19 protein-coding genes and 3 pseudogenes are annotated in these 19,857 nt (G+C 68.5%); 4 read left to right on the forward strand and 18 right to left on the reverse strand.

Translation table 11 applies throughout. The features are described from left to right. Positions 1–423 precede the first annotated feature (423 nt). Complete coding sequence (locus ABZS64_RS34650) at positions 424–1,869, forward strand: amino acid permease (RefSeq protein WP_355838248.1); 1,446 nt, start codon at positions 424–426, stop codon at positions 1,867–1,869. A gap of 102 nt (positions 1,870–1,971) precedes the next feature. Here the strand turns inward: ABZS64_RS34650 and ABZS64_RS34655 are convergent, their stop codons facing one another. The 5 genes and pseudogenes from ABZS64_RS34655 to ABZS64_RS34675 all read right to left on the reverse strand — a co-directional run bounded on the left by ABZS64_RS34655 (position 1,972) and on the right by ABZS64_RS34675 (position 5,412). Further along, positions 1,972–2,283, reverse strand: a complete 312-nt coding sequence (locus ABZS64_RS34655; protein ID WP_355838250.1) for a cupin domain-containing protein — start codon at positions 2,281–2,283, stop codon at positions 1,972–1,974. 316 nt (positions 2,284–2,599) lie between these two features. Continuing rightward, positions 2,600–3,067, reverse strand: a pseudogene (locus tag ABZS64_RS34660) (dihydrofolate reductase family protein); the annotation flags it as partial. A gap of 321 nt (positions 3,068–3,388) precedes the next feature. Beyond that, complete coding sequence (locus ABZS64_RS34665) at positions 3,389–4,090, reverse strand: 1,4-alpha-glucan branching protein (protein ID WP_355838252.1); 702 nt, start codon at positions 4,088–4,090, stop codon at positions 3,389–3,391. A gap of 209 nt (positions 4,091–4,299) precedes the next feature. Beyond that, positions 4,300–4,824, reverse strand: coding sequence for a DUF6584 family protein (locus tag ABZS64_RS34670; protein WP_355838254.1), 525 nt, complete (start codon positions 4,822–4,824; stop codon positions 4,300–4,302). A gap of 123 nt (positions 4,825–4,947) precedes the next feature. Beyond that, the gene (locus ABZS64_RS34675) at positions 4,948–5,412 is read right to left on the reverse strand and encodes a DUF6207 family protein (protein ID WP_355838256.1); all 465 of its coding nucleotides are present in this window, start codon (positions 5,410–5,412) and stop codon (positions 4,948–4,950) included. A 13-nt stretch (positions 5,413–5,425) separates the two neighbouring features. Here ABZS64_RS34675 and ABZS64_RS34680 point away from each other — a divergent pair, with 13 nt between their 5' ends. Continuing rightward, positions 5,426–6,205 carry an SDR family oxidoreductase gene (locus ABZS64_RS34680; protein ID WP_355838258.1) on the forward strand — a complete coding sequence of 260 codons (780 nt, stop codon included), beginning with the start codon at positions 5,426–5,428 and terminating at the stop codon, positions 6,203–6,205. Between the two features lie 47 nt (positions 6,206–6,252). Here the strand turns inward: ABZS64_RS34680 and ABZS64_RS34685 are convergent, their stop codons facing one another. After that, a complete protein-coding gene (locus ABZS64_RS34685) occupies positions 6,253–7,032 on the reverse strand; it encodes an alpha/beta fold hydrolase (RefSeq protein WP_355838260.1) in 780 nt (259 codons plus the stop codon). 232 nt (positions 7,033–7,264) lie between these two features. Here ABZS64_RS34685 and ABZS64_RS34690 point away from each other — a divergent pair, with 232 nt between their 5' ends. After that, complete coding sequence (locus ABZS64_RS34690; RefSeq protein WP_355838262.1) at positions 7,265–7,528, forward strand: SH3 domain-containing protein; 264 nt, start codon at positions 7,265–7,267, stop codon at positions 7,526–7,528. Between the two features lie 96 nt (positions 7,529–7,624). Here ABZS64_RS34690 and ABZS64_RS34695 read toward each other — a convergent pair whose 3' ends face one another. The 12 genes and pseudogenes from ABZS64_RS34695 to ABZS64_RS34750 form a co-directional block, all read right to left on the reverse strand. Then, positions 7,625–7,888 (reverse strand): helix-turn-helix transcriptional regulator, encoded by a 264-nt coding sequence (locus ABZS64_RS34695; protein WP_355838264.1) that lies wholly within the window; start codon positions 7,886–7,888, stop codon positions 7,625–7,627. 2 nt (positions 7,889–7,890) lie between these two features. Further along, entirely contained in the window at positions 7,891–8,631 is a 741-nt protein-coding gene (locus ABZS64_RS34700) for a DUF2975 domain-containing protein (protein WP_355838266.1), read from the reverse strand. A 248-nt stretch (positions 8,632–8,879) separates the two neighbouring features. Further along, positions 8,880–9,419, reverse strand: coding sequence for an FxLYD domain-containing protein (locus ABZS64_RS34705; protein WP_355838268.1), 540 nt, complete (start codon positions 9,417–9,419; stop codon positions 8,880–8,882). Positions 9,420–9,570: 151 nt separating this feature from the next. Beyond that, positions 9,571–11,922 carry a transglycosylase domain-containing protein gene (locus ABZS64_RS34710; RefSeq protein ID WP_355838270.1) on the reverse strand — a complete coding sequence of 784 codons (2,352 nt, stop codon included), beginning with the start codon at positions 11,920–11,922 and terminating at the stop codon, positions 9,571–9,573. 358 nt (positions 11,923–12,280) lie between these two features. Then, entirely contained in the window at positions 12,281–12,895 is a 615-nt protein-coding gene (locus ABZS64_RS34715) for a hypothetical protein (RefSeq protein ID WP_355838272.1), read from the reverse strand. 176 nt (positions 12,896–13,071) lie between these two features. Next, on the reverse strand, positions 13,072–13,710 hold the full coding sequence (locus ABZS64_RS34720) for a hypothetical protein (RefSeq protein ID WP_355838274.1): 639 nt from the start codon (positions 13,708–13,710) through the stop codon (positions 13,072–13,074). Between the two features lie 134 nt (positions 13,711–13,844). Beyond that, positions 13,845–14,717, reverse strand: coding sequence for a hypothetical protein (locus tag ABZS64_RS34725; RefSeq protein WP_355838276.1), 873 nt, complete (start codon positions 14,715–14,717; stop codon positions 13,845–13,847). A 76-nt stretch (positions 14,718–14,793) separates the two neighbouring features. Then, a complete protein-coding gene (locus tag ABZS64_RS34730) occupies positions 14,794–15,396 on the reverse strand; it encodes a TetR/AcrR family transcriptional regulator (RefSeq protein ID WP_355838278.1) in 603 nt (200 codons plus the stop codon). A 241-nt stretch (positions 15,397–15,637) separates the two neighbouring features. Then, positions 15,638–16,438 (reverse strand): intradiol ring-cleavage dioxygenase, encoded by an 801-nt coding sequence (locus ABZS64_RS34735; RefSeq protein WP_355838280.1) that lies wholly within the window; start codon positions 16,436–16,438, stop codon positions 15,638–15,640. Between the two features lie 168 nt (positions 16,439–16,606). Continuing rightward, positions 16,607–16,759 (reverse strand): hypothetical protein, encoded by a 153-nt coding sequence (locus ABZS64_RS34740; protein WP_355838282.1) that lies wholly within the window; start codon positions 16,757–16,759, stop codon positions 16,607–16,609. A 211-nt stretch (positions 16,760–16,970) separates the two neighbouring features. Then, on the reverse strand, positions 16,971–19,202 hold the full coding sequence (katG, locus tag ABZS64_RS34745) for a catalase/peroxidase HPI (protein WP_355838284.1): 2,232 nt from the start codon (positions 19,200–19,202) through the stop codon (positions 16,971–16,973). A 24-nt stretch (positions 19,203–19,226) separates the two neighbouring features. Continuing rightward, positions 19,227–19,519 (reverse strand): annotated as a pseudogene (locus tag ABZS64_RS34750) (hypothetical protein). Between the two features lie 195 nt (positions 19,520–19,714). On the opposite strand from ABZS64_RS34750, the pseudogene ABZS64_RS34755 reads away from it, so the two are divergent. After that, a pseudogene (locus tag ABZS64_RS34755) lies at positions 19,715–19,857 on the forward strand (transcriptional repressor); the annotation flags it as partial.

The raw sequence follows: 19,857 nt of genomic DNA on the forward strand, positions 1-19,857 counted from the left end.
AGTTGTCCCCGTGATCGTAGGGCGAATTGGACTGCACATCCGCGACCGCGTTTGAGCATGTGTCTGAACAGGGCTCCGGCACGCGTGACATCTGTCCATGGTGGCCCGACCGCGATCGCTCTTACCGTCTGCGTACCCCGATTCCGCGCGCCGGGTCACCCCCTGGCGTTCCCTGCCCTCGCGTGTCCTCACCCCCGGCGGCTCGTCGTACCCGAGCCCGATGAGCCGGGCGGCCGTCCTCACCCGACACGTGGGCACCGGCAACGGCGAGCAGGCCGCCAACAGGCAGACCTGCCCCAGCCGATCGGCCCAGCCTTCTGGCCTCCCGCGTGGTCGTCCACATCGTCGTCCCACCCGTGCTCGGCATGTGCACGACCCCGCAGGCCGGTTTTGCCCCGATTCCTTCCTCTGTAAGGACTGAGCATGAGCGCGCACCCCACCAACACCCACGTGGCCTCGCCACCCCGTGAGAACGGGCAGACGCCAACCGCGGACGGCCTGAGTGCCGGGCTCAAGAACCGCCATCTGTCGATGATCGCGATCGGCGGTGTGATCGGCGCCGGACTGTTCGTCGGTTCCGCCTCCGGGATCGCGGCCGCCGGCCCCGGCATCCTGCTGTCGTACGCCCTGGTGGGCGCGATGGTCGTCTTCGTCATGCGGATGCTGGGCGAGATGGCCGCGGCCCGCCCCACCTCCGGCTCGTTCTCCGCCTACGCGGACCGGGCGCTCGGCCGCTGGGCAGGGTTCTCCATCGGCTGGCTCTACTGGTTCTTCTGGGTCGTGGTCCTGGCCGTCGAAGCCACCGCCGGCGCGAAGATCCTCGAAAGCTGGGTTCCGGCGGTCCCGCAGTGGGGCTGGGCCCTGATCGTCATGGTGGTCCTCACGGCGACCAACCTCGCCTCGGTGTCGTCGTACGGCGAGTTCGAGTTCTGGTTCGCCGGGATCAAGGTCGTTGCCATCGCCGGCTTCATCGTCATCGGCGCTCTGGCGGTGTTCGGCATACTGCCCGGCTCCGGCCACGAAGCTGTGGGCCTGACCCATCTGACCGGCCACGGCGGGTTCCTGCCCAACGGCCCCGGGGCGATCCTCACCGGCATCCTGATGGTCGTCTTCTCCTTCATGGGCAGCGAGATCGTCACCCTCGCCGCCGGTGAGTCCGAGGACCCGCGACGCGCCGTCACCCGGGCCACCAACAGCGTGATCTGGCGGATCGGTGTCTTCTACCTCGGCTCGATCCTGGTCGTGGTCTCACTGCTCAGGTGGGACGACCCGGCAATCAAGGAGAAGGGCTCGTACGTCGCGGCGCTCGACGCGATCGGCATCCCGCACGCCGGCCAGATCATGAACGTCATCGTCCTCACCGCCGTGCTGTCCTGCCTCAACTCCGGCCTGTACACCGCCTCCCGTATGGCCTTCTCACTCGGCCGGCGGGGCGACGCGCCCGCAGCATTCGCCCGTACCAACAGCCGCGGCGTGCCGCAGGCCGCCATCCTGGGATCGGTGGTCTTCGGCTTCGCCGCCGTCTTCTTCAACTACCAGTGGCCCGACACGGTGTTCCTGTTCCTGCTCAACTCCTCCGGTGCGGTTGCGCTGTTCGTCTGGCTGGTCATCTGCTTCACCCAGCTGAAGATGCGCCCCATCCTGCTGCGTGAATCGCCGGACAAGCTCGTCGTACGGATGTGGCTCTTCCCGTACCTGACCTGGGCGACCATCGCGATGATCTCCTTCGTCCTGGTCTACATGCTCACCGACGCCGCGGGACGTGACCAGGTCATCCTCTCCGCACTGGTCGCGGCACTGGTCGTGGCGATCTCCCTGGTCCGGGACCGGCTGCGCGCCAACACCAGGCACACGCTCACAAAGCCGTAGTACGCCCGCTGAACCGCTCGGGCCGGCCTGGACCGGACCCGCCCGAGCGGTCCGAAGGGGGTCGCCGAGCCACCGTCCGAGACCGGGCCGTGAAGCACACACTCAGCTCGCGGAGGTCGTCCGGTAGCGTCCGCGGAACTCCGCCAGCAGTTCGTCGCTCACCTCGGCGCCTGCGGCCACCGCGGCGTGCACCTCACGGAAATACCCCTCGTATCCGGCAGGAGTGTAGAGGCACAGGGCTCGCGCGGTCTGTGTGCCGGCATTGCGGAAGCCGTGTGGCGTGCCGCGCACCGCGGCCAGCAGGCTTCCGGGACCGGCAGTCACCTCACCGTCCCCGTTGTGGAGGGTCAACTCCCCCTCCAGAACGTAGAAGTACTCGTCGTGTCCGTGGTGGACATGCGGACGGGCACCCACGATCCCCCGGGCCCAGCGTGAACTCCTCGAAAGCGAACCGGCCTTCGGTGTGCTCAGCGGTCAGCCGGAAGAAGTGCTCGACCCCCGCCACGGCTATCAACTCCCCCTCCCCGGGGCGGCGAAACAGCGAGCGGCGGTCCGACGATTCATATTCGATCACGGCCGCATGATGGCAGAGATCACTATCTACCTGGCCGGGCTCCACATCGCGGGCATCTATCTCTGGTCAGCGCGGTGATCCGACGTCCGCAGAGCAGGTCCTTGCGGCGAGTGCGACGTCAGAGGGCGCGACGGCAAGGCGCGTGCGGGAGCCTTGTCAGCGTACGACGTCGAAGACGTTCTTCTGCAGGCCATTTGCGTAGACCTCGTGCTCGACGAGCTTCAGCTTCTGGGTGTCCTTGTCCGTGGCGCTGAACAGACGCTTGCCCGCGCCGAGCAGGAGCGGGAAGACAAGCAGGTGGTAGCGGTCGATCAGGCCGGCGTCCGAGAGGGCCTGGTTCAGGGAGGCGCTGCCGTGCACGATGATCGGGCCGCCCTCGGTCTCCTTCAGCGCGGCGACCTCGTCGAGCGAGCGCAGGATCGTGGTCACGCCCCAGTTCGCCACCAGGTCGTCCTCGGTGAGGGTGGTGGCGACGACGTACTTGGGCATCACCTTGTAGTCGGCGAAGTCCTCCATGTCCGGCCACACCGGGCTGAACGCCTGGTAGCTGGTCCGGCCCATCATCATCGCGGCGGCTTCCTTCTGCTCCCGGCCCTTGATGTCGAATGCCTCAGGGAGGAACTCTTCTCTGACTGCGGATCACGGAGAAACTCATCGGTCATCACCGGCCCCTCCCTGCGGCATCGCACGTGGGAGAGCCGCACACGTGCCTGACCGCGAGACCTACCAGCAGCCCAACAGCGACGAGCGGTGCAATACCAGCCTCAACCCGCGGCGCGGCATTGATGTGGTCGGGCTCTGTTATCCGAACGAAACGGCCTGGGCCGCTCTGCGCCGTCATGCCCGCGAGGGCCACGCCAGCAACCCCAGGTCCCACCCAGGGCACGTTGCGAAAGTGCTGATCACAGGCCTTTGTTGGGGACTGCGACCAGCACTGCCGCCTCGTCAGCGCGCCGCGTCGTACAGGACAACGAACGGGCCGCGGCCCTCGTCGCCGTCCGGCAGGCGCCAGCCGGCGGTGACGTATCCCCGGGCCCCGGCCGTATCGGTGCCGGGGGGCTGCTGGTCCGGCATGAGGACGCGCGTCACTCTGATGATCAAAGGCCGCCCCGCCGACTCGTGTTGCGGGTCGGCATCGGCCGTGGTTTCCACCCCGATGTCGGTGCCGTGCTGCCCGTCCGTGACGTCCGCCGACGCGACCACGGCCGAGAAGCCCGCTCCCCTGAAGTAATTGGTGACAGTGGGGTCGGGGGTGTTGGTCGCACTCTGAGCCTGCGGCTCGGCGCGGCCCTGAAGGAGAGCGAGCAGTTGAGCGACGAGCACTGGGTCGCGGGTCCCGTCGTACACCCACCGCCGTCCCAGTACCCCGTGCTCGGACGTGCCGATGAGCGCCTGATCGGCTCCGTCGAGTGGCGCCCCCCGGTAAGTGAGCGGTACGTGGTACGAGAGCGGCCGGTCGCCCGACCTGTCCGTGACCACCATGAACTCGATTCCCACCTCGCCTTGCGGGTCATCGAGCCGGAAGCCGCCGGCCTTGGTCAGTTCCGGCTCACGCGCCGTGCCGATGTACCACGGTTGCGCGGGAAGCCAGACCCCAAGGAGCTCCAGCTTGCCGGGCGTCATAGTGGTTTTGTGGATGACAGCCATACCCCATGAACTTGATCCGCCCGCGTCCGGTTCCCCTCACGCCATCGAGGCGGGGCGATATTGCGCTGCTCGACTCGCCTGCTCCCCGCACTATGTCCGGCCATCCCACGAGTTGGGCCGAATGGCCGTGCACCCCCTGGAAGCGTGCGGGCCTGGACGGGACTCCAATTGGGGCCGGCGACACCCGGGCATCTGGCGCCGCCCCTTTGCTATTGCCAGAGCCAACGGACGAAAGCGATGAAGCCGACCGCCCAGATGGCGACGAACCCCAGCACCATCAGAACCACACCAACACCGACGAGAAGATCGGTGAACGAGCTGCCCTCGTCCTCCGGATCGTCGTCGAGGCCGAGGGGGATCGCGGCCCAGTTGACGGGTCGGCTCACATAGTCCGAACTGGCTTTGCGTACGGCCGCCAGCTGTTCCGCTGCGAAAGCGGTACCGGCGAGGGACTCAGGATCGCGCCAGGCCAACGCCCGCATCCGCCGCAGCGGCGTGGAAAACCGCTCCTCGAACGCGGAAGTCTCCGCAGGGTCCCGATCCGCTTCGAGATACATCCACCGCCCGGCTTCCGCAGGCTCTCCGTACAGCCGGTAGACCTCGGCCAGGCGGCGCCGCAGCGTCAAGTCCTGAGGAAAGGAAGACACCAGGCCCCGCAGACGCTGCCGCGCCAAGGGGACCCGCCCCGCGGCAAGGTCCGCATCCACACGAGCCAGGGTCTCGACGAGTGTCATAAGTGAATGATCGCCGATAGAACGAGCTGGCTGCTGCCGGCCCCCGCGCCAGCGCCATTCGTCCCAATTTCATTGCCCCAGCGTGCGGATACCGCCGAGTTGGGCGGCGTGGGCACCCAACGGTCACTGGCCTCCCTCGCTGGGCCCACGGGAGGTGTCTGCGTGTACTTGCACGTGAACACCATCCTCGCCTGGGACGCCGCGCGGCGGCGAGGGAGTCGACAACCACAGGCCAGCGATCTTCTCGGCGGCTTCCGCTGCTGTGGCCAGGTCGGCCGCTGTGATCTCAATTCGGACCAGGGCGGGACTGGTCCCCATGTCTTGCGTCATGGGCGATGAGACGACGGCCCTTCGTCGGTGGTTCTGCCCAGCTCTGACATCACCCGATCGTGCGATCCGGGAGGCCGAATGTGGAGTCGTTACTGATGGGCTCGCGTATTCGACGCTCGCGAGTTGTCGGTGGTGCCACGTGTGGCATTGCTTTCCGTGTCGCCGGTGGCGAATCGGCTCCCTGCACCGCCGGTCTCGTTGAGGAGACTCCCCACCCAATGCGTTCGGCCCCGGGCACTGTCGCCGTGGACCCGCCATCTAGGGTGCGAGCATGACCTCGCATAGCTACCTCTCCGAACTGTTCTCGCTGGATGGCCGGGTCGCCGTGGTGACGGGCGGCAGTTCCGGCATCGGCCGAGCAATCGCCGGGGCTCTCGCGCGAGCGGGGGCGAGCGTGGTGATCGTGGCGCGTAAGGAGTCGGAACTGGCCGCCGCGGTCGACGAGCTGGCGGCGGACGGCTGCCGGGCGGCCTGGGTGAGCGCCGACCTGAGCACCCGCGACGGGGTGCGCGCGGCGGCGGATCAGGCAGCCGAGGTGTTCGGCGAGCCCGACATTCTCGTCAACAGCGCCGGGATCAACCTGCGCCCACCGATGGGCGAGCTGGGCGAGGAGGTGTGGGACGCCACGATGGCGGTGAACCTGGAGGCGCCCTACTTGTTGGGCCAGCGGTTCGGGCCCGGCATGGCCGAGCGGGGCTTCGGGCGGATCATCCACATCACCTCCCAGCAGGCGCACCGCGCGTTCGTCCACAGCGGCGCCTACGGGGTCTCCAAGGGGGCGCTGGAGTCGCTGGCCCGCTCTCAGGCTGAGGCGTGGTCGCCACACGGCGTCACCTGCAACACGCTGGTGCCCGGCTTCGTCATGACCCCGCTCAATACGCGATTGTCCTCCGACCCGGAGAAGGTGGCGGCGCTGGCCGCGCGCACGATGGTCGGGCGCAACGGCCTGGCCGAGGACTTCGCCGGAGCGGCGGTGTTCCTGGCCGGCCGCGCCTCCGGCTACGTCACCGGGCAGGCGATCTTCGTCGACGGCGGGTTCTCCGTTCACTGAGCCCAACACCGTGTGAAAACCGAACCATCACCCGGCCGCCCACCGCCTCATGCTCGGCCGGTCACGAACCCGTCGAGCGCCGCGGTCAGTTCCGCCGGCTTCTCCACCGGCAGTTCGTGGCCGGCGTCCACGATCCGCACCAGCGCGTCCGGGTAGGCCTTCGCCATGCGCAGCATCTGCGCGACGGGCAGCTGGATGTCGTGGTAGCCGTGGATCAGCAGGGTGGGCGTGCGGATCTCGCCCACCCGGTCGAGGACGTCGAAGGCCCGCATGGCACGGTAAAGCGTCATGACGACCTCTCGCGGGGTGTCCGCAGAGGCCTTGACGTACTCGCGGATCTCCTCGCGCGGGTATCCGGGGGCGAATGCCCGCTGGATGTTGGTGGCGACGAACAGTTTGAAGGGGACGAGCGTCGATGCCGCCATCAGCAGGCCGCGCCCCCGGCTGTAGGTCATCCGGCTGATGGAGTTCACCAGCACCATGCGCTCCACCCGCTCGGGGTGGGCGAGGGCGAGGGTCTGCGAGATCATCCCGCCCATCGAGTGGCCCACGAGGGCGAACCGCTCGACCTCCAGGTGGTCGAGGAGGGCGAGGACGTCCCTCGCCAGCTCCTCGATCGTCCGCACTCCTGCCCCGCTGCTCTCTCCGTGCCCACGCAGGTCGAACCGTATGACCCGGCGCTTCGGGGCGAAGTGCGCCACCTGGTGGTCCCAGCGGTGCCGGTTCGCCGTCCAGCCATGGATGAACACCAGCGGCACGCCGTCACCGTCACGGGGGCCCTCGTCGTCATACGTCAGCGTGGCGCCGTCGAGAGCGAGCTGCGGCATGGGTCGTTGCCTCCTGGACTGCGGTCGGTTACTGACGGGTACGGTAACCGGCCCACCCGGCCGCCGTCACCGTTGTTCGCCGAACAAATCCAGGGCCGAAGATGGATCGCCGCCAGCAACGCACGCCGCAAGCCTCCGGCTCATCTACGGACAAAAGCTCTAGTCTGCGGCCAAAGGCCCGCATTTCGGCAAGGCCATCACAGCCGCGCCCGGCTCCTACCTGGAGGAAGAGATGCCCAGTCCACAGCAGCCCTTCGGCACCGTCGTCAGCTCGATCGGCGTCAACCTGCGCAAGTATCCCAGCACCGACTCTCCCATCACCGGAAACCTCAGCAGGGACGCAGAGGTCGGCCTGCGGAGCAAGGTCCATGCCCAGGACATCGACGGCAACAGCATCTGGTACCTGCTCAGGGACGAGCACGCCTGGGTCGCGGCCCGGCATGTCGCCAACACCGGACAGGTTCCCCTCTCCAAGGACGTGGACGGTGCGGGCTGACAACGGCGGCACTCCGCCGAGGCGCACGCCCCGAGGACGGCGGACCAGCCGCCCCGTACACCGGGGCTCCCGTAACCGGGATTGCCGCCCGGCAGACTACGGGGCCGTATCAGCCTCCTCATCCCGTGGTCGGTCCCCCGGGGCGATGGTGAGGATGTCGCCGGGGCTGCAATCCAGTGCATCGCAGATCGCTGTCAGGGTGGAGAATCGCACCGCTTTGGCGCGGCCGTTCTTCAGTACCGACAGGTTCACCACGGTCACGCCGACCCTCTCCGCCAACTCGGTCAGCGTCACGCCTCGTTCGGCGAGCAGCCGGTCGAGGTTGCAGGCGATGCGGTGCTGGTCTGAGGCTACCGACATGTTCAGACCAACCCGTCGACGTCCTGGGCCAGTTCCGTACCCCGGCGGAACGTCTCGGCCAGAGCGAGCAGCAGCAGGGCGACCAGCAGCGGGACGACGGGCAGCGAGAAGGTCGTGGTCACCGGGCTGCCGGCGCCGTCCAGTCCGAGCCGTTCGAGGACCAGACCGGCCCCGAGGGCGGGGCTGAACGCCGCGGCGAGAGACCCACCGGCGGTGAGACCGGCGATCCCGGCGACCCGCGCCGCGTTACCTGGTCGGAACGGCTCGCCCTCGGCAATGGAGAGCAACAGTCTGCGCAGCAGCAGGGCGCCCGCGCCGATGCTGAGGCCGAGCACGGCGACGTCCGCCCGGCTCAGCAGCTGCTCGGCGAAGGTGGAGTCGAACGAGCGCAGGGTCAGCGAGTCCGTTCCCACCTGGAGCCAGTTGCTCCGCTCAGTCCCGGAGATGTCGAGCCGTATCTTGTTGCCCGCGTCAGGGCGGAGGGGGACTTGGGAAGCTGAGTCGCCGCGGGCCGTCGTCGGCACGCTCAGCCCGGCCGGAGCGCGCGCCTGGACTGGCACGGTGACGTACGCCTTCGCCTGCGTCGCCCCGTTGACGGCGTACGCGACGCCGCCGACGGCCGCGAGCACCCCCAGCAACCACATGGCGCCGGCCAGCAGGAGGACCAGGCCGGAGCTCGCAAAGGCGCGCGGCTTCTTGGTGCTGCTCTCGTCGGCGATGCTGATCACGGGTTCTCGACTCATGTTGTGTGTGAGGGGCCCGCACGCAGCAATGGCCGGGGCAGCCGTCGACGGAGTGCCGACCACAGGACCAACATATCGTTTATCGATACTATCGACAAGCGATAAGTGTGAGGACGGCGATGGTCGCACCCCTGGGCCCTGTATCCGGCTGCCCCCACCGATCGCCTCGCACAACGCCGCACAGCGGGCGCCCCGTGGGCGACCAACCTTCCGCGCCATCAGGGAGCCCGCCCGAATGCTTGCCGGTTTCAGTACCGCAGGGCCGCTGCCACCTTCGTGGTGATCTCGCCCGACAGCTTGTGGGTACTGCGCGCGACGGCGTCCTTGGACTTCCCGGCCGCGACGTCGGACACGGTGACGACGGCCACGTCCTGCAGGTTGCCGTCCTTGTCGGTGAAGTTGACCTGCACCGCGAAGGACTTCGCCGCGTCGGTGGTGTTCTTCACCGTGACCTTGACGGTGGTCCGTCCGTCGTCGTCCGTGGTCGGGGCGCCAAGGGTCGCGGCGGCCTTGGCGTCTACGCCGCCTTTGACCTCGTCGAGCTTCCGCTGTGCCTCGGCAGTCGCGGACGCCACCGCCGACGCGGCACTCGAGGCCAGAGCGGATGCCTCCGAGGCCAGGGACGAGGCGGCGGCCGTGACGTCCGAGCCCACCGAGCCGATCGCCGACGCAGCCTTGGAAACGGTGTCCGAGGGGTTCGAGCCGGTGTCCGAGCATCCCGTCGCGGCGAGGAGGACGGCGGTAGTCAGCGCCGCTCCGGCCAGCCCCCGAGCCCGCGTCCCTGCCATGACGTTCCCTCCGGTCGGCTGCCGCACCAGTCAATGCCCAGGACCAGTCGCGCGCATGTCCGGTTACGGAGTCCGGGTGACGTCACCCGGGCGGATCAGCACCTGTTGCGTCCCAACCAACAAATCTCGCGGACCTCCTGACTTGCGTCGGTTACCCCTGTGGAGAGCCCGTTTCGACGGGGCCAGGTATCTCGGACGAGGGGCTGGTGCTCGTCTCGCCGGGCTGTTCCGTGGGCCCTGGCGAAGGCGTCGACGGAACGACCGTTGGCGTACTCGGACCCGGCGAAGGCGTCGACGGAACGACGGTCGGTGTACTCGGACCCGGCGAAGGCGTCGACGGAACCACCGTCGGCGTACTCGGACCCGGCGAAGGCGTGGAAGTCGGCGTCTCGGTCGCGGTCGACGTGGGCGGCGCGGTCGACGTGGGCGTCGGGGCAGGCTCGGTGGTGGGGCTGTCGGTCTTGGCCGCCGCCACCAGCTGGAAGTCCTTCGCCTGCTGGTCCTTCAAGGCCGCAGCCATGTAGGCGGTCCAGATCCGGGTCGGGTATGAACCGCCGTTGACGCGGCTGATGCTCGCGGCGGTGCCGAGGGAGATCCGCGTATGGGTCTTGGGATCCTCGGCGAACATGGCCACCGAGGTGGTCAACTGCGGGGTGTAACCGACGAACCATGCGGAGAGGTTGCTGTCCGTGGTGCCGGTCTTGCCTGCAGCGGGCCGGCCCAGGCGGGTGGCCAGGTAGCCGGTGCCCTCCGCGCTGACGACGCTCTTCAGGACCGAGGTGACCTGGTCGGCGGTGGCCCGGGAGAATGCCCGGATGTCCTCGTGGCCGGGAAGGTCGTACGACGTGTTGTTCCGGATGATCCTCTGGACCGACCACGCGGCGATGTGCCGGCCGTGGTTGTCGAACGTCGCGTACGCCTCAGCCATGTCGAGTGGGCTGGGGGCGGCCACGCCGAGGGCCAGGGCCGCGTTGGCGCTCATGTCGGGCGTGTCGGAGGGGAGGCCCGCGGCGATGGCGGCCCTTCGGACATCGGCCAGACCGGCGTCGGCGCCCACCTGCGCGTACACCGCGTTCACGGACTTCATCATCGCGCTGCGCAGACTGATCCGGCCGTAGTCACGATCGTCCTCGTTGGGCGGGCAGTAGCGCAGACCTCGGGGCAGGCCCTGGACGCAGCGGCGGCTGGTGCCGTCGTAGCGGGTGCCGGGCGTGATGGTGTGCCCGTCCTGGGTGGTGGCGCGGTGCTGCAACGCGGCGGCAAGGTCGAACGGCTTGAACGTGGAGCCGGCCTGGAGGTCGTGGCGGATGGCGTCGTTGTAGGGCTGGTCGGCGTAGTCCGGCCCGCCGTAGGCAGCGAGGATCTTTCCGGTGGAGGGGTCCACGGACGCGGCGCCGACGCGGATGGCCTTGGCCTTCTGGGTGTCCGGCAGCCGCCGCAGTTGCTTCTTCACCGCCGCGACCATGGCGTCCTGGTTCTTCTTCACGAAGGTGGTGGTTATGCTCCAGCCACCCGAGGCGAGCGTCGCGTCGTCGATGATCTTGTTGTCGACGAGGTAGCGGCGGGCGATGTCGATGAGGTACCCGGCCTGGCCGCTGACCCCGGGGGTGGGACGGGGTGCCTGCGGCGTGGGGAAGGCTGTCTTGGCGCGCTCGCCGCTGCTGAGATAGCCAAGCTCGACCATGCCGTCCAGGACGTAGTTCCAGCGCGCGACGGCCGCGGCCCTGTTCGCCGCGGTCGCTGTGGAGACGTCGTACACGCTGGGAGCCTTGAGCAGGGCCGCGAGGTAGGCGCTTTGCTGGACGTTCAACTGTGACGCGCGGACGCCGTAGTACGCCTTCGCGGCGGCCTGGACACCGTAGGCGTTGCGGCCGAAGTAGCTGGTGTTCAGATACCCGGCCATGATGGCTTCCTTGCTCTGCGTCTCATTGACCTTGATCGCGATGACGGCCTCCTTGACCTTCCGGCCGAGGGTCTGTTCTTGGGTGAGGTAGTAGCTCCTCACGTACTGCTGGGTGATCGTCGAGCCGCCCTGCAGGCCTTTGCCGGTGACGGTGCGCCACGCTCCGCGCAGGATGCCGCGGACGTCCACCCCTTTGTTGGAGTAGAACGTCCGGTCCTCGGCGGCAACGACGGCATGCTGCACATTGATCGAGATCTCGGAGAGGGGCACCGATGCGCGGTTGACCGCGCCGGTACGGCCCAATTCGGTGCCGTCGGCGTAGTAGTAGATGTTGCTCTGGCTCACGGCGGCCGCGTTGGGGCCGGGGACCTGGACGCTCAGGTAGAGGGCGGTGAAGGCGGTGATGCACAGGAGGAGCAGGGTGAGCAGACCGCCGAGCATCATCCGCCAGGTGGGGAGGATGCGGCGCCACCATGGCATCGCATGGCGCGCCTCCCTGCGCCTCTGCCGCGCCAGCCTGCGGGCCTGCCTCGTTGTCCGCAGCAGGTCGCGCCAGTCGGCATCCGCTGGGACGGCCGATTCGCCCGGCCCGCTGCTCATGCGTACGCAGCTCCTCTGACCGGCACCGTCGTGTCGCGCCGTTCGGGTGGCGCACTGGGTGCCGGATGGGGTGCGCCGCTCCGTATACGCCTAATTGTGCAGCACGTTCCCTTTTGGTGCCGGACCATCCTTGATCTTCAGCGGCGTAGCGGCTCCCTGCCCCGCCCGCCGGCCTCACGGCCCTGAGTCGGGCGCGGACTCGGTCGCGGCGCGGGGACAGTTCCGGACCCAGCCCTTGAAGTCCGGGCGCGCATCGGTCCGGTGCACACCAACGAGGCTTGCTCGGCGGCCGGTTGGGCGCTGTCCCCCCATCCGCATCCTGTCCCGGGCAGGCCTGTTGGGGGCCGCTGTGAGCGGGTCAGGCCGTAGCCTCGGCGGGCTCAAGCGCTGCGGTGTTCTCGGCGCTCTTGGTAGCTGTGTAGAACACAGTGGCGCCCTGCTTTGCCCGGGCGACCTTACTGCGAGCGACCAGCCTTTCGGTGGTGGTGCGTACGAGGTTGTCGTTGATGTTGCGCTCAGGGTGCGCGTCGGCGAGAGCCTTTGCGATCTCGGCGGCGGTGCGCGGCTCGGTCTGACCGCTCAGGTGCTGATGCACGAGGTCCGTGAGGGTGGGTCCCTTCTGTGCCGGGCCCGTGGCGGGAGTCTTGTTGGCAGGGGTCTTGTTGGCGGCCGCCTTCTTCGCTGCGGTCTTCTTGGTGGAAGGTGTGCGTGTCGTGTTTTTGGCGTCGGTTGAGCCCGGCTTCATGACGCTTCGGCGAGCTGCAGGGACCGTCTTGGGTGCGGGATTCTCGCCGCCCAAGGCGGAGCGCACCCCGACCAGGAGTTCGTGGTCCTGCTCAAGCGAGGCCAGTTGGGCCTGCAGAGCCTCGATCTCTTCCTGGATGCGTGCTTGTTCGGCCGTGTTCTGATTCAGGTCGGCGGTGACCCTGGCCGCGTACTGGGTTTTCAGCGTGGTGGTGTCCGACTCGGGCACGATGGCTCCTCAAAAGCGGGGGTGATGGTTCCGGACTCTACTCACCTTGCGGCAACACGTGTATGTGTGGACGCAATCCCACTCGGTCGAGACATCATTCAGCATACGCATGCAGGGAGGCCGAAGGCGCAGGGCGGCGGCTTGCCGAGCGTCAGAAGCCCCGACACAACTCGCCGTCAAGCGCAGCCGCGCACCCCGTGCCAGCCGATGAAGGTATGCCGCAAGGTCACGTCGATACGGCATGAGGCGGTGCCGTCCGTGTTCAGCTGCACAGTGGAGTCGTGGGTGTTGGCGTACCAGTCACCCGTGGGGTCGAAGATTCCGCGGTAGCCGAACTCCGCGTGGGCGGCGGTGCGGGCACGAGGGCAGGTCGCGTGGCAATCCCCGGTCTGGCTCGTGCCCGTAAGGGACCAGCCTGCGTCCCACGGCTCGCGGTTCCAGTGATACCGCGCGGTGGTGTTGACCTGGCGCACTCCGCCGTCGACGTGCCCCCAGGTGGTGGTGGTGTACAACGCGGTCATCAGGATCCCGCAGCAGTCGTACATCTCCGACCAGGTGCGCAGCTCATGGCTGTTCGCGGCCGTGTGCCGACGCCCGTCCGGGGCGGGCACGAACCGGACGGGGCCCAACTCCGGCTTGCAGTCATCGCCGACGCTGACCTCCTGCCGCACCGCCATCCCGGCCGGAGGCGGAGGCAGTGAGCCCGTCACCCGGAACTCCCCGCACTGATGACCCTGCCGTGCAGTGCCGGGCGGTGCGTGCGACACCGGGGCCGCGGCCGAGGACGAACTCAGCGGGGTCGACAGCACGAACACGGCGGCCATGATCAGCGGCAAGAGCGGCAACGAGCGCAACGAGCGCAACGACGGTAAGCAGCTTGGCATCTGTAACCTTTCCCTCTGTGGCGACCGGCAGCCTACCGGCCGGTAGCGCCCGCCTCACCAGCTACTCACCGAACGCCAATGAGACCTGCCCCCTGTCCGCGGCCGCCGTGGCGGTCCGGCAGCGCGAGCATCGCGAAGAACCGGTCCGCCGCGCCTCCGCGCCGTACGACCAAGAGTGCGGCGATGAGGACAGCAGCAGGGACGCCGAGCCACCAGCCCAGCAGGTGCACCAGGACCGAGGCAGTCACGGCCGTGCCGAGCGCCACCCCGAAAACCGCCCCCAACACAGCGGCGAGGATACGCAGTCGGCTCGTGACCGGTGCCGTGCCCGCCTCACGCTGCCCGGACCGGATCCAGAAGACCATCAGCGCCAGCATGACCGGAACGAGCACGACCCCCATTCCGTACAGCGTGAGCGCGACGGGCGAGGTGAGCCAGTGCGCCATCCGCGACAGCGTCTCCCCCGCGCCCAGTTGCCCCGGCCAGGCCGCGAACGACTCCCGGTCGGCAGAGAAGAACCGCTGATACCCGCGGCCGTCCCAGCCGTGGACGAGGATAAAGAACATGCCGGCGTATCCGATGCCCGCCTGCAGGAAGGCCGCGTACACCCGGCCGGAAGCGATGAGCCGCTCGGCGATCCAGAAGCCGAGCACGCCCTGACTCACATTCGTCGCCGCGAACAGCGCGACGAGCCACGCGGGCAGCACCCCGTGCCCGTCTGCGACCTGCATCGTCTCCCAGTCAGGAAAGCCCCACAGCAGCCATGCTCCGCTCGGCGCGAAGAGGCACGCGCAGTAGAGGACGGCACCCATCAGGTAGGGGTTGGACCACCGACCGCCGTTCTCCGCACGGGCGTTGCGGGCCGTGAGCTGACGGGCGGCGGCTGTCGCGAAGCTCGCGCCTATCCCGTACGACCAGAAGACATCGACCTGGACCATCGTGCTCTCCTTCCGGAATGACACGTCATTCCGTTCTCGAGGCAAAAAGAGTGAGCGGTCCTTGCCGACCTGCGGCTCAGGAAGAGCCGAGGCCGTCGAACATGAGCACTTCCACCGTGCGGATCCACGGGTCACGCATGGCTTGAGGGTCCTGAGCGTGCAGCAGCCGCACCGCCCCCGTCAGGATCATTCCGTTCACGGCGAGGCCGACGACATGGGCGTCGAGGTCACGCCGGAGAAAACCGCGGTCCTGCCCGTTGTGGATGAAGGCTGCGGTGTACTGAGCCGCTGCCTCCATGGCCCTGCCGGCCAGCTCCGGCTCGGCCCGGTCGATCGCTATGGCGTCGTAGAAGAGGATGCGGCACAGCGCCGGTTCTGCCACCACGAGGTCGAAGAGCTTGTGGCCGATGCGCCGGACCTGTTCCCGGTACTGGTCCAGCGACTGGCTGGAAGTGGGGTCTTCGTCGGCGATGGCGTCCATGACCTGCCTCAGGGCACGGGAGACCACGCTGCGCGCGATGTCTTCCTTGTTCTTGAAGTACCGGTAGAACGTGCCGTGGCCGGCCCCGAGTTCGCGGGCTATGTCGGAGATGCCTGTCGCGTGGTATCCGCGCTCGGCGAAGACCTTGCCTGCCGCGCGCAGTATCGCGTCTCGCTTGTCCACCACGCCCTGCGGCACAACCAGCCCCTCCCTCGTACGGAATGACGTGTCATTCTGGGACGGGACGACAACTCCCGTCAATACCTGCCGACTTCGCGGACCACCTGCGCCTAGGGTGGCGGTGCCTCGTCGCCCGAGGACGTGCAGGCGCCACATGGCCTCGGCGCGCCGACCTGAAGCCGAAGGCCAAAGCCCGTGAGACAGCGCAGCCGCTTGGGGCGGCTGCGCTGTAACGACCCGATCCGGTCAGCGATCCCAGTCAGGGAGTCGCGGTGGGATTGATACCGAGGACCACGGTGCCGATGACGCCCTCACTGAGGGTGCTGCCGACCAAGGTTATGGCGAGCAGCGTCGAGGATCCGCCGTTGCGGTAGATGCCGTCCTGGGAGTTGAGGGTGCGGCGGGCGGTGTTGGTCCGGTACGGGGTGAGGGCGGCGACCTGGGTGTTGTAGTTCTCGGGGAAGTACAGCTGGCCGGTGTGGGAGACATGCCCGCCCTCGTACGTACCGCCGGAAACGGTGCCGCCCACGTGCGTCTTGAGGTGGATGTGCAGGGCACGACCGACGTACCAGCCGGGGTAGATGGTGGTGAACTCGGCGACGCCGCTGGAGTTGGTCAGCTGCACACCGCGCAGGAAGGTGGTGTCCGGTGTCGACCCGCCGGCGACGTAGCCGGAGTAGATCCCGACCGCGTCGCAGTGCCAGATGTCGACGGCGACATTCGGGATCGGGGCGCAGGTTCTGGTGTCGATCACCGTCGTGCGAAGGGTGAGGGGCACGCCGGTCTTGCCCTCGGTGATGTTCTTGCGGACCGTCTCCAGGTCCAGGTAGTAGGGGCCTTCCGTCTGTTCGGGAGTAAGCACGCACGCGGCTTCGAGTGGTGCGGCCGCCGGCGTCTGCGCCCGCTTGTCCTGCAGGCTCGCCCCGAGGGCTTCGGGGGCTACGAATCCTGCGGCGGCCAGCGACAGTGCGGTAGCGCCGAGTCCGGTGAGGACCGCGCGGCGGGATGCGTTCTCGCGGCCGTTGGACGGCTCGCTCTGGGGGTGGGGGGATTCACTCATGACCCGAGAAGGTAAGCGGTAGCCATGTCCATGACTAGGCCATCTTTTGGCCACAAACGATTCACTGGTCTAGACAGGCACGTGCCGGGCGGCGTGGGTTCCACGTGAGCGGGCCGCCCAACTGCCGTGTCCGGATACGCATGGCCGGCAAGTGCCCGCGCGCCGGGCCTACTTCGGGGCCGGCGGGCCGACCGGGTCGAAGCCTCGGCCGTTGTCGGCGATGTCCAACGAGATCTGGTCGCCCAGGCAGGTCAAGGTCAGCGCGGCCCGCGGCGTCGCTGCGGCGTGCTCGCGCACATTGGCCGGCGCGCCCTGCGCCATGCGCAGCAGTGCCGCCTCGACACCCCCCGCTCCGGCACCGGCCGGGGGGGCCGGCGAGCAGGAAGACCGCCGTCAGCCCCGCGCCGCTCTCACGGTTGGCGAGCGCGCTCAGCGCCTCGGGCAGAGTGTGTTCGGTGAGGCCGGCCGGGGCCAGGTCGTGGACGTCCAGGTCGGCCGGCGCGGGCCGACCTGGACGTCGTGATCAGACGAGTCAGACGAGGTCGAACCGGTCGAGGTTCGACACCTTTACCCACGCCGCGACGAAGTCGTTGACGAACTTCTCCTTCGCGTCGTCGCTCGCGTAGACCTCCGCGAGCGCGCGCAGCTCGGAGTTCGACCCGAAGACGAGGTCGGCACGGCTGCCGGTCCACTTGACCTCGCCCGTGGCGGCGTCGCGACCCTCGAACGTGTTCTGGTCCTCGGACGTCGCCTTCCACGTCGTGCCAAGGTCGAGCAGGTTGGCGAAGAAGTCGTTGGTCAGCGACCCGGGGGTCGTGGTGAAGACGCCGAGCGACGACTGCTGGTAGTTCGCGCCCAGGACGCGGAGGCCACCGACGAGGACAGTCAGCTCGGGGGCGCTCAGGGTCAGCAGGTTCGCCTTGTCGAGCAGCAGGTACTCGGCCGGCAGCCGGTTGCCCTTCCCGAGGTAGTTGCGGAACCCGTCGGAGGTCGGCTCCAGCGCGGCGAACGACTCCACGTCCGTCTGCTCCTGCGACGCGTCGGCGCGGCCCGGCGTGAAGGGGACCTGGACGGGGAAGCCGGCGTCCTTGGCGGCCTGCTCGACGGCGGCAGCACCGGCGAGCACGATCACGTCGGCGAGCGAGACCTGCTTGCCGCCGGACTGGGCGGCGTTGAAGGACTCCTGGATCCCCTCCAGGGTGCGCAGCACCGTCGCCAGCTCGTCGGGCTCGTTGACCTCCCAACCGCTCTGCGGCTGGAGGCGGATGCGCGCGCCGTTGGCGCCGCCGCGCTTGTCGCTGCCGCGGAAGGACGAGGCCGACGCCCACGCGGCGGACACGAGCTGGGACACGGACAGGTCCGAGGCGAGGATCTGGGCCTTGAGGGAGGCGATGTCCTCGGCGCCGACGAGCTCGTGCGTCACCGCGGGGAGCGGGTCCTGCCAGAGCAGCGTCTCGGTCGGGACCTCCGGGCCGAGGTAGCGCACGATCGGGCCCATGTCGCGGTGGGTCAGCTTGAACCACGCGCGGGCGAAGGCGTCCGCGAACTCGGCGGGGTTCTCGTGGAAGCGCCGGGAGATCTGCTCGTATGCCGGGTCGATCCGGAGCGAGAGGTCGGTCGTCAGCATCGTGGGGGCGTGGCTCTTCGACGGGTCGTGGGCGTCGGGCACGGTGCCTGCCCCGGCGCCGTCCTTCGGCCGCCACTGGTTCGCACCGGCGGGGCTCTGGAACAGTTCCCACTCGTAGCCGAACAGGATGTCGAAGAAGCTGTTGTCCCAGGTGATCGGGGTGTTCGTCCAGATCCCCTCGAGACCGCTGGTGATCGCGTCGCCACCCTTGCCGGTGCCGAAGGAGTTCTCCCAGCCGAGACCCTGCGCCTCGAGCGGGGCGGCCTCGGGGTCGGCACCGACGCTCTCCGCCGGGCCCGCGCCGTGGGTCTTGCCGAAGGTGTGGCCGCCCGCGATCAGGGCGACGGTCTCCTCGTCGTTCATTGCCATCCGGCGGAACGTCTCACGGATGTCGCGGGCCGCGGCAATCGGGTCCGGGTTGCCGTTCGGGCCCTCCGGGTTGACGTAGATGAGGCCCATCTGGACCGCGCCGAGGGGGTTCTCCAGCTCCCGGTCGCCCGTGTAGCGCTCGTCGTCGAGCCACGTGGTCTCGGGACCCCAGTAGACGTCCTCGTCGGGCTCCCAGACGTCCGCACGACCGCCGCCGAAGCCGAAGGTCTCGAAGCCCATCTGCTCCAGGGCGACGTTGCCGGTGAGGATCATGAGGTCGGCCCACGAGAGGCTCCGGCCGTACTTCTTCTTGACCGGCCACAGCAGGCGGCGGGCCTTGTCGAGGTTCCCGTTGTCCGGCCAGCTGTTGAGGGGGGCGAAGCGCTGCTGGCCGGCCCCGGCGCCGCCGCGGCCGTCGCTGATCCGGTAGGTACCGGCGCTGTGCCACGCCATCCGGATCATGAACGGACCGTAGTTGCCGAAGTCGGCCGGCCACCAGTCCTGCGAGGTCGTCAGCACCTCGGCGATGTCCTGCTTCACGGCCGGGAGGTCGAGAGTCTTGAACGCCTCGGCGTAGTCGAACTCCTCGCCGAGAGGGTTGGCCACGGCGGGGTTCTTGGCAAGGATCTTCAGGTTGAGCCGCTCCGGCCACCATTGGCGGTTTCCGCCGCCCTGAGTCGGGTGCGGGGCGCGCCCGTGCGCGACCGGGCAGCCACCTCCGCCCTCCGTCTTCGCGTCTACAACGATTGCGTCATGGTTCTCAGACATGGGAATCCTTCCGGACCAAGCGGATCACGGTGCTACGGAACTGCGGGCGGTGGAACAGTCGGGGCCCAGGCCCCAGCAGATGACCTCGGCCTCGTCGATGGGCAGCCGACCGGTTCGATGCGGCGTACAGGTCCTGCCGCGGTGAGCGCGCGGAGGGCCTCGCACACGACGTGACAGGAGATACGGACCACGCGATCGCGCACCCCGGAGGCGATCGCCTCGACACCGAGGTGGTCACCGTTCCGGACGGTCTCGAACAGCGCGACACGGGCGGCCGTCACTTGCAGGCCGGCACCGCGCAGGCCGGCACCGCGCAGTTGGTCGGCGGTGGTCCCGTCACGTCTCTGTCTCCTGCCGTACTGGAGTCTTCCTGTCCCTTGGCTATCGCCGGAACCGATCCTACGATGGACAGAATCCAAGTCAAGAAGGGTGCCATGCTCATATCCCATCGGAACCCGGACACCCACCGGTAAACTTCGAGTATCCCACCGAACCTGAATAGGTGAATCGATATGAGTGACCTGCTGGAGCGACTGCGGGGGCGTGGCTGGCGGATGACCTCCCAGCGGCGTGTCGTTGCGGAGGTCCTCGACGGCGACCACGTGCATCTCACGGCCGACGAGGTGCACGCCCGTGCGGTACAGCGACTGCCCGA

The organism is Streptomyces sp. NPDC005408, from assembly GCF_040606445.1.
In the GTDB taxonomy this organism is placed as follows: Bacteria; Actinomycetota; Actinomycetes; order Streptomycetales; family Streptomycetaceae; genus Streptomyces.

Bases quoted from the DNA above. Each gene is read 5' to 3' on its own strand.
- ABZS64_RS34650 (WP_355838248.1), top strand. From the start codon at position 424: ATGAGCGCGCACCCCACCAACACCCACGTGGCCTCGCCACCCCGTGAG.
- ABZS64_RS34665 (WP_355838252.1), bottom strand. From the start codon at position 4,090: ATGGCTGTCATCCACAAAACCACTATGACGCCCGGCAAGCTGGAGCTC.
- ABZS64_RS34670 (WP_355838254.1), bottom strand. From the start codon at position 4,824: ATGACACTCGTCGAGACCCTGGCTCGTGTGGATGCGGACCTTGCCGCG.
- ABZS64_RS34675 (WP_355838256.1), bottom strand. From the start codon at position 5,412: ATGGCGGGTCCACGGCGACAGTGCCCGGGGCCGAACGCATTGGGTGGG.
- ABZS64_RS34680 (WP_355838258.1), top strand. From the start codon at position 5,426: ATGACCTCGCATAGCTACCTCTCCGAACTGTTCTCGCTGGATGGCCGG.
- ABZS64_RS34685 (WP_355838260.1), bottom strand. From the start codon at position 7,032: ATGCCGCAGCTCGCTCTCGACGGCGCCACGCTGACGTATGACGACGAG.
- ABZS64_RS34690 (WP_355838262.1), top strand. From the start codon at position 7,265: ATGCCCAGTCCACAGCAGCCCTTCGGCACCGTCGTCAGCTCGATCGGC.
- ABZS64_RS34695 (WP_355838264.1), bottom strand. From the start codon at position 7,888: ATGTCGGTAGCCTCAGACCAGCACCGCATCGCCTGCAACCTCGACCGG.
- ABZS64_RS34700 (WP_355838266.1), bottom strand. From the start codon at position 8,631: ATGAGTCGAGAACCCGTGATCAGCATCGCCGACGAGAGCAGCACCAAG.
- ABZS64_RS34705 (WP_355838268.1), bottom strand. From the start codon at position 9,419: ATGGCAGGGACGCGGGCTCGGGGGCTGGCCGGAGCGGCGCTGACTACC.
- ABZS64_RS34710 (WP_355838270.1), bottom strand. From the start codon at position 11,922: ATGAGCAGCGGGCCGGGCGAATCGGCCGTCCCAGCGGATGCCGACTGG.
- ABZS64_RS34725 (WP_355838276.1), bottom strand. From the start codon at position 14,717: ATGGTCCAGGTCGATGTCTTCTGGTCGTACGGGATAGGCGCGAGCTTC.
- ABZS64_RS34735 (WP_355838280.1), bottom strand. From the start codon at position 16,438: ATGAGTGAATCCCCCCACCCCCAGAGCGAGCCGTCCAACGGCCGCGAG.
- ABZS64_RS34740 (WP_355838282.1), bottom strand. From the start codon at position 16,759: ATGGCGCAGGGCGCGCCGGCCAATGTGCGCGAGCACGCCGCAGCGACG.
- katG (WP_355838284.1), bottom strand. From the start codon at position 19,202: ATGTCTGAGAACCATGACGCAATCGTTGTAGACGCGAAGACGGAGGGC.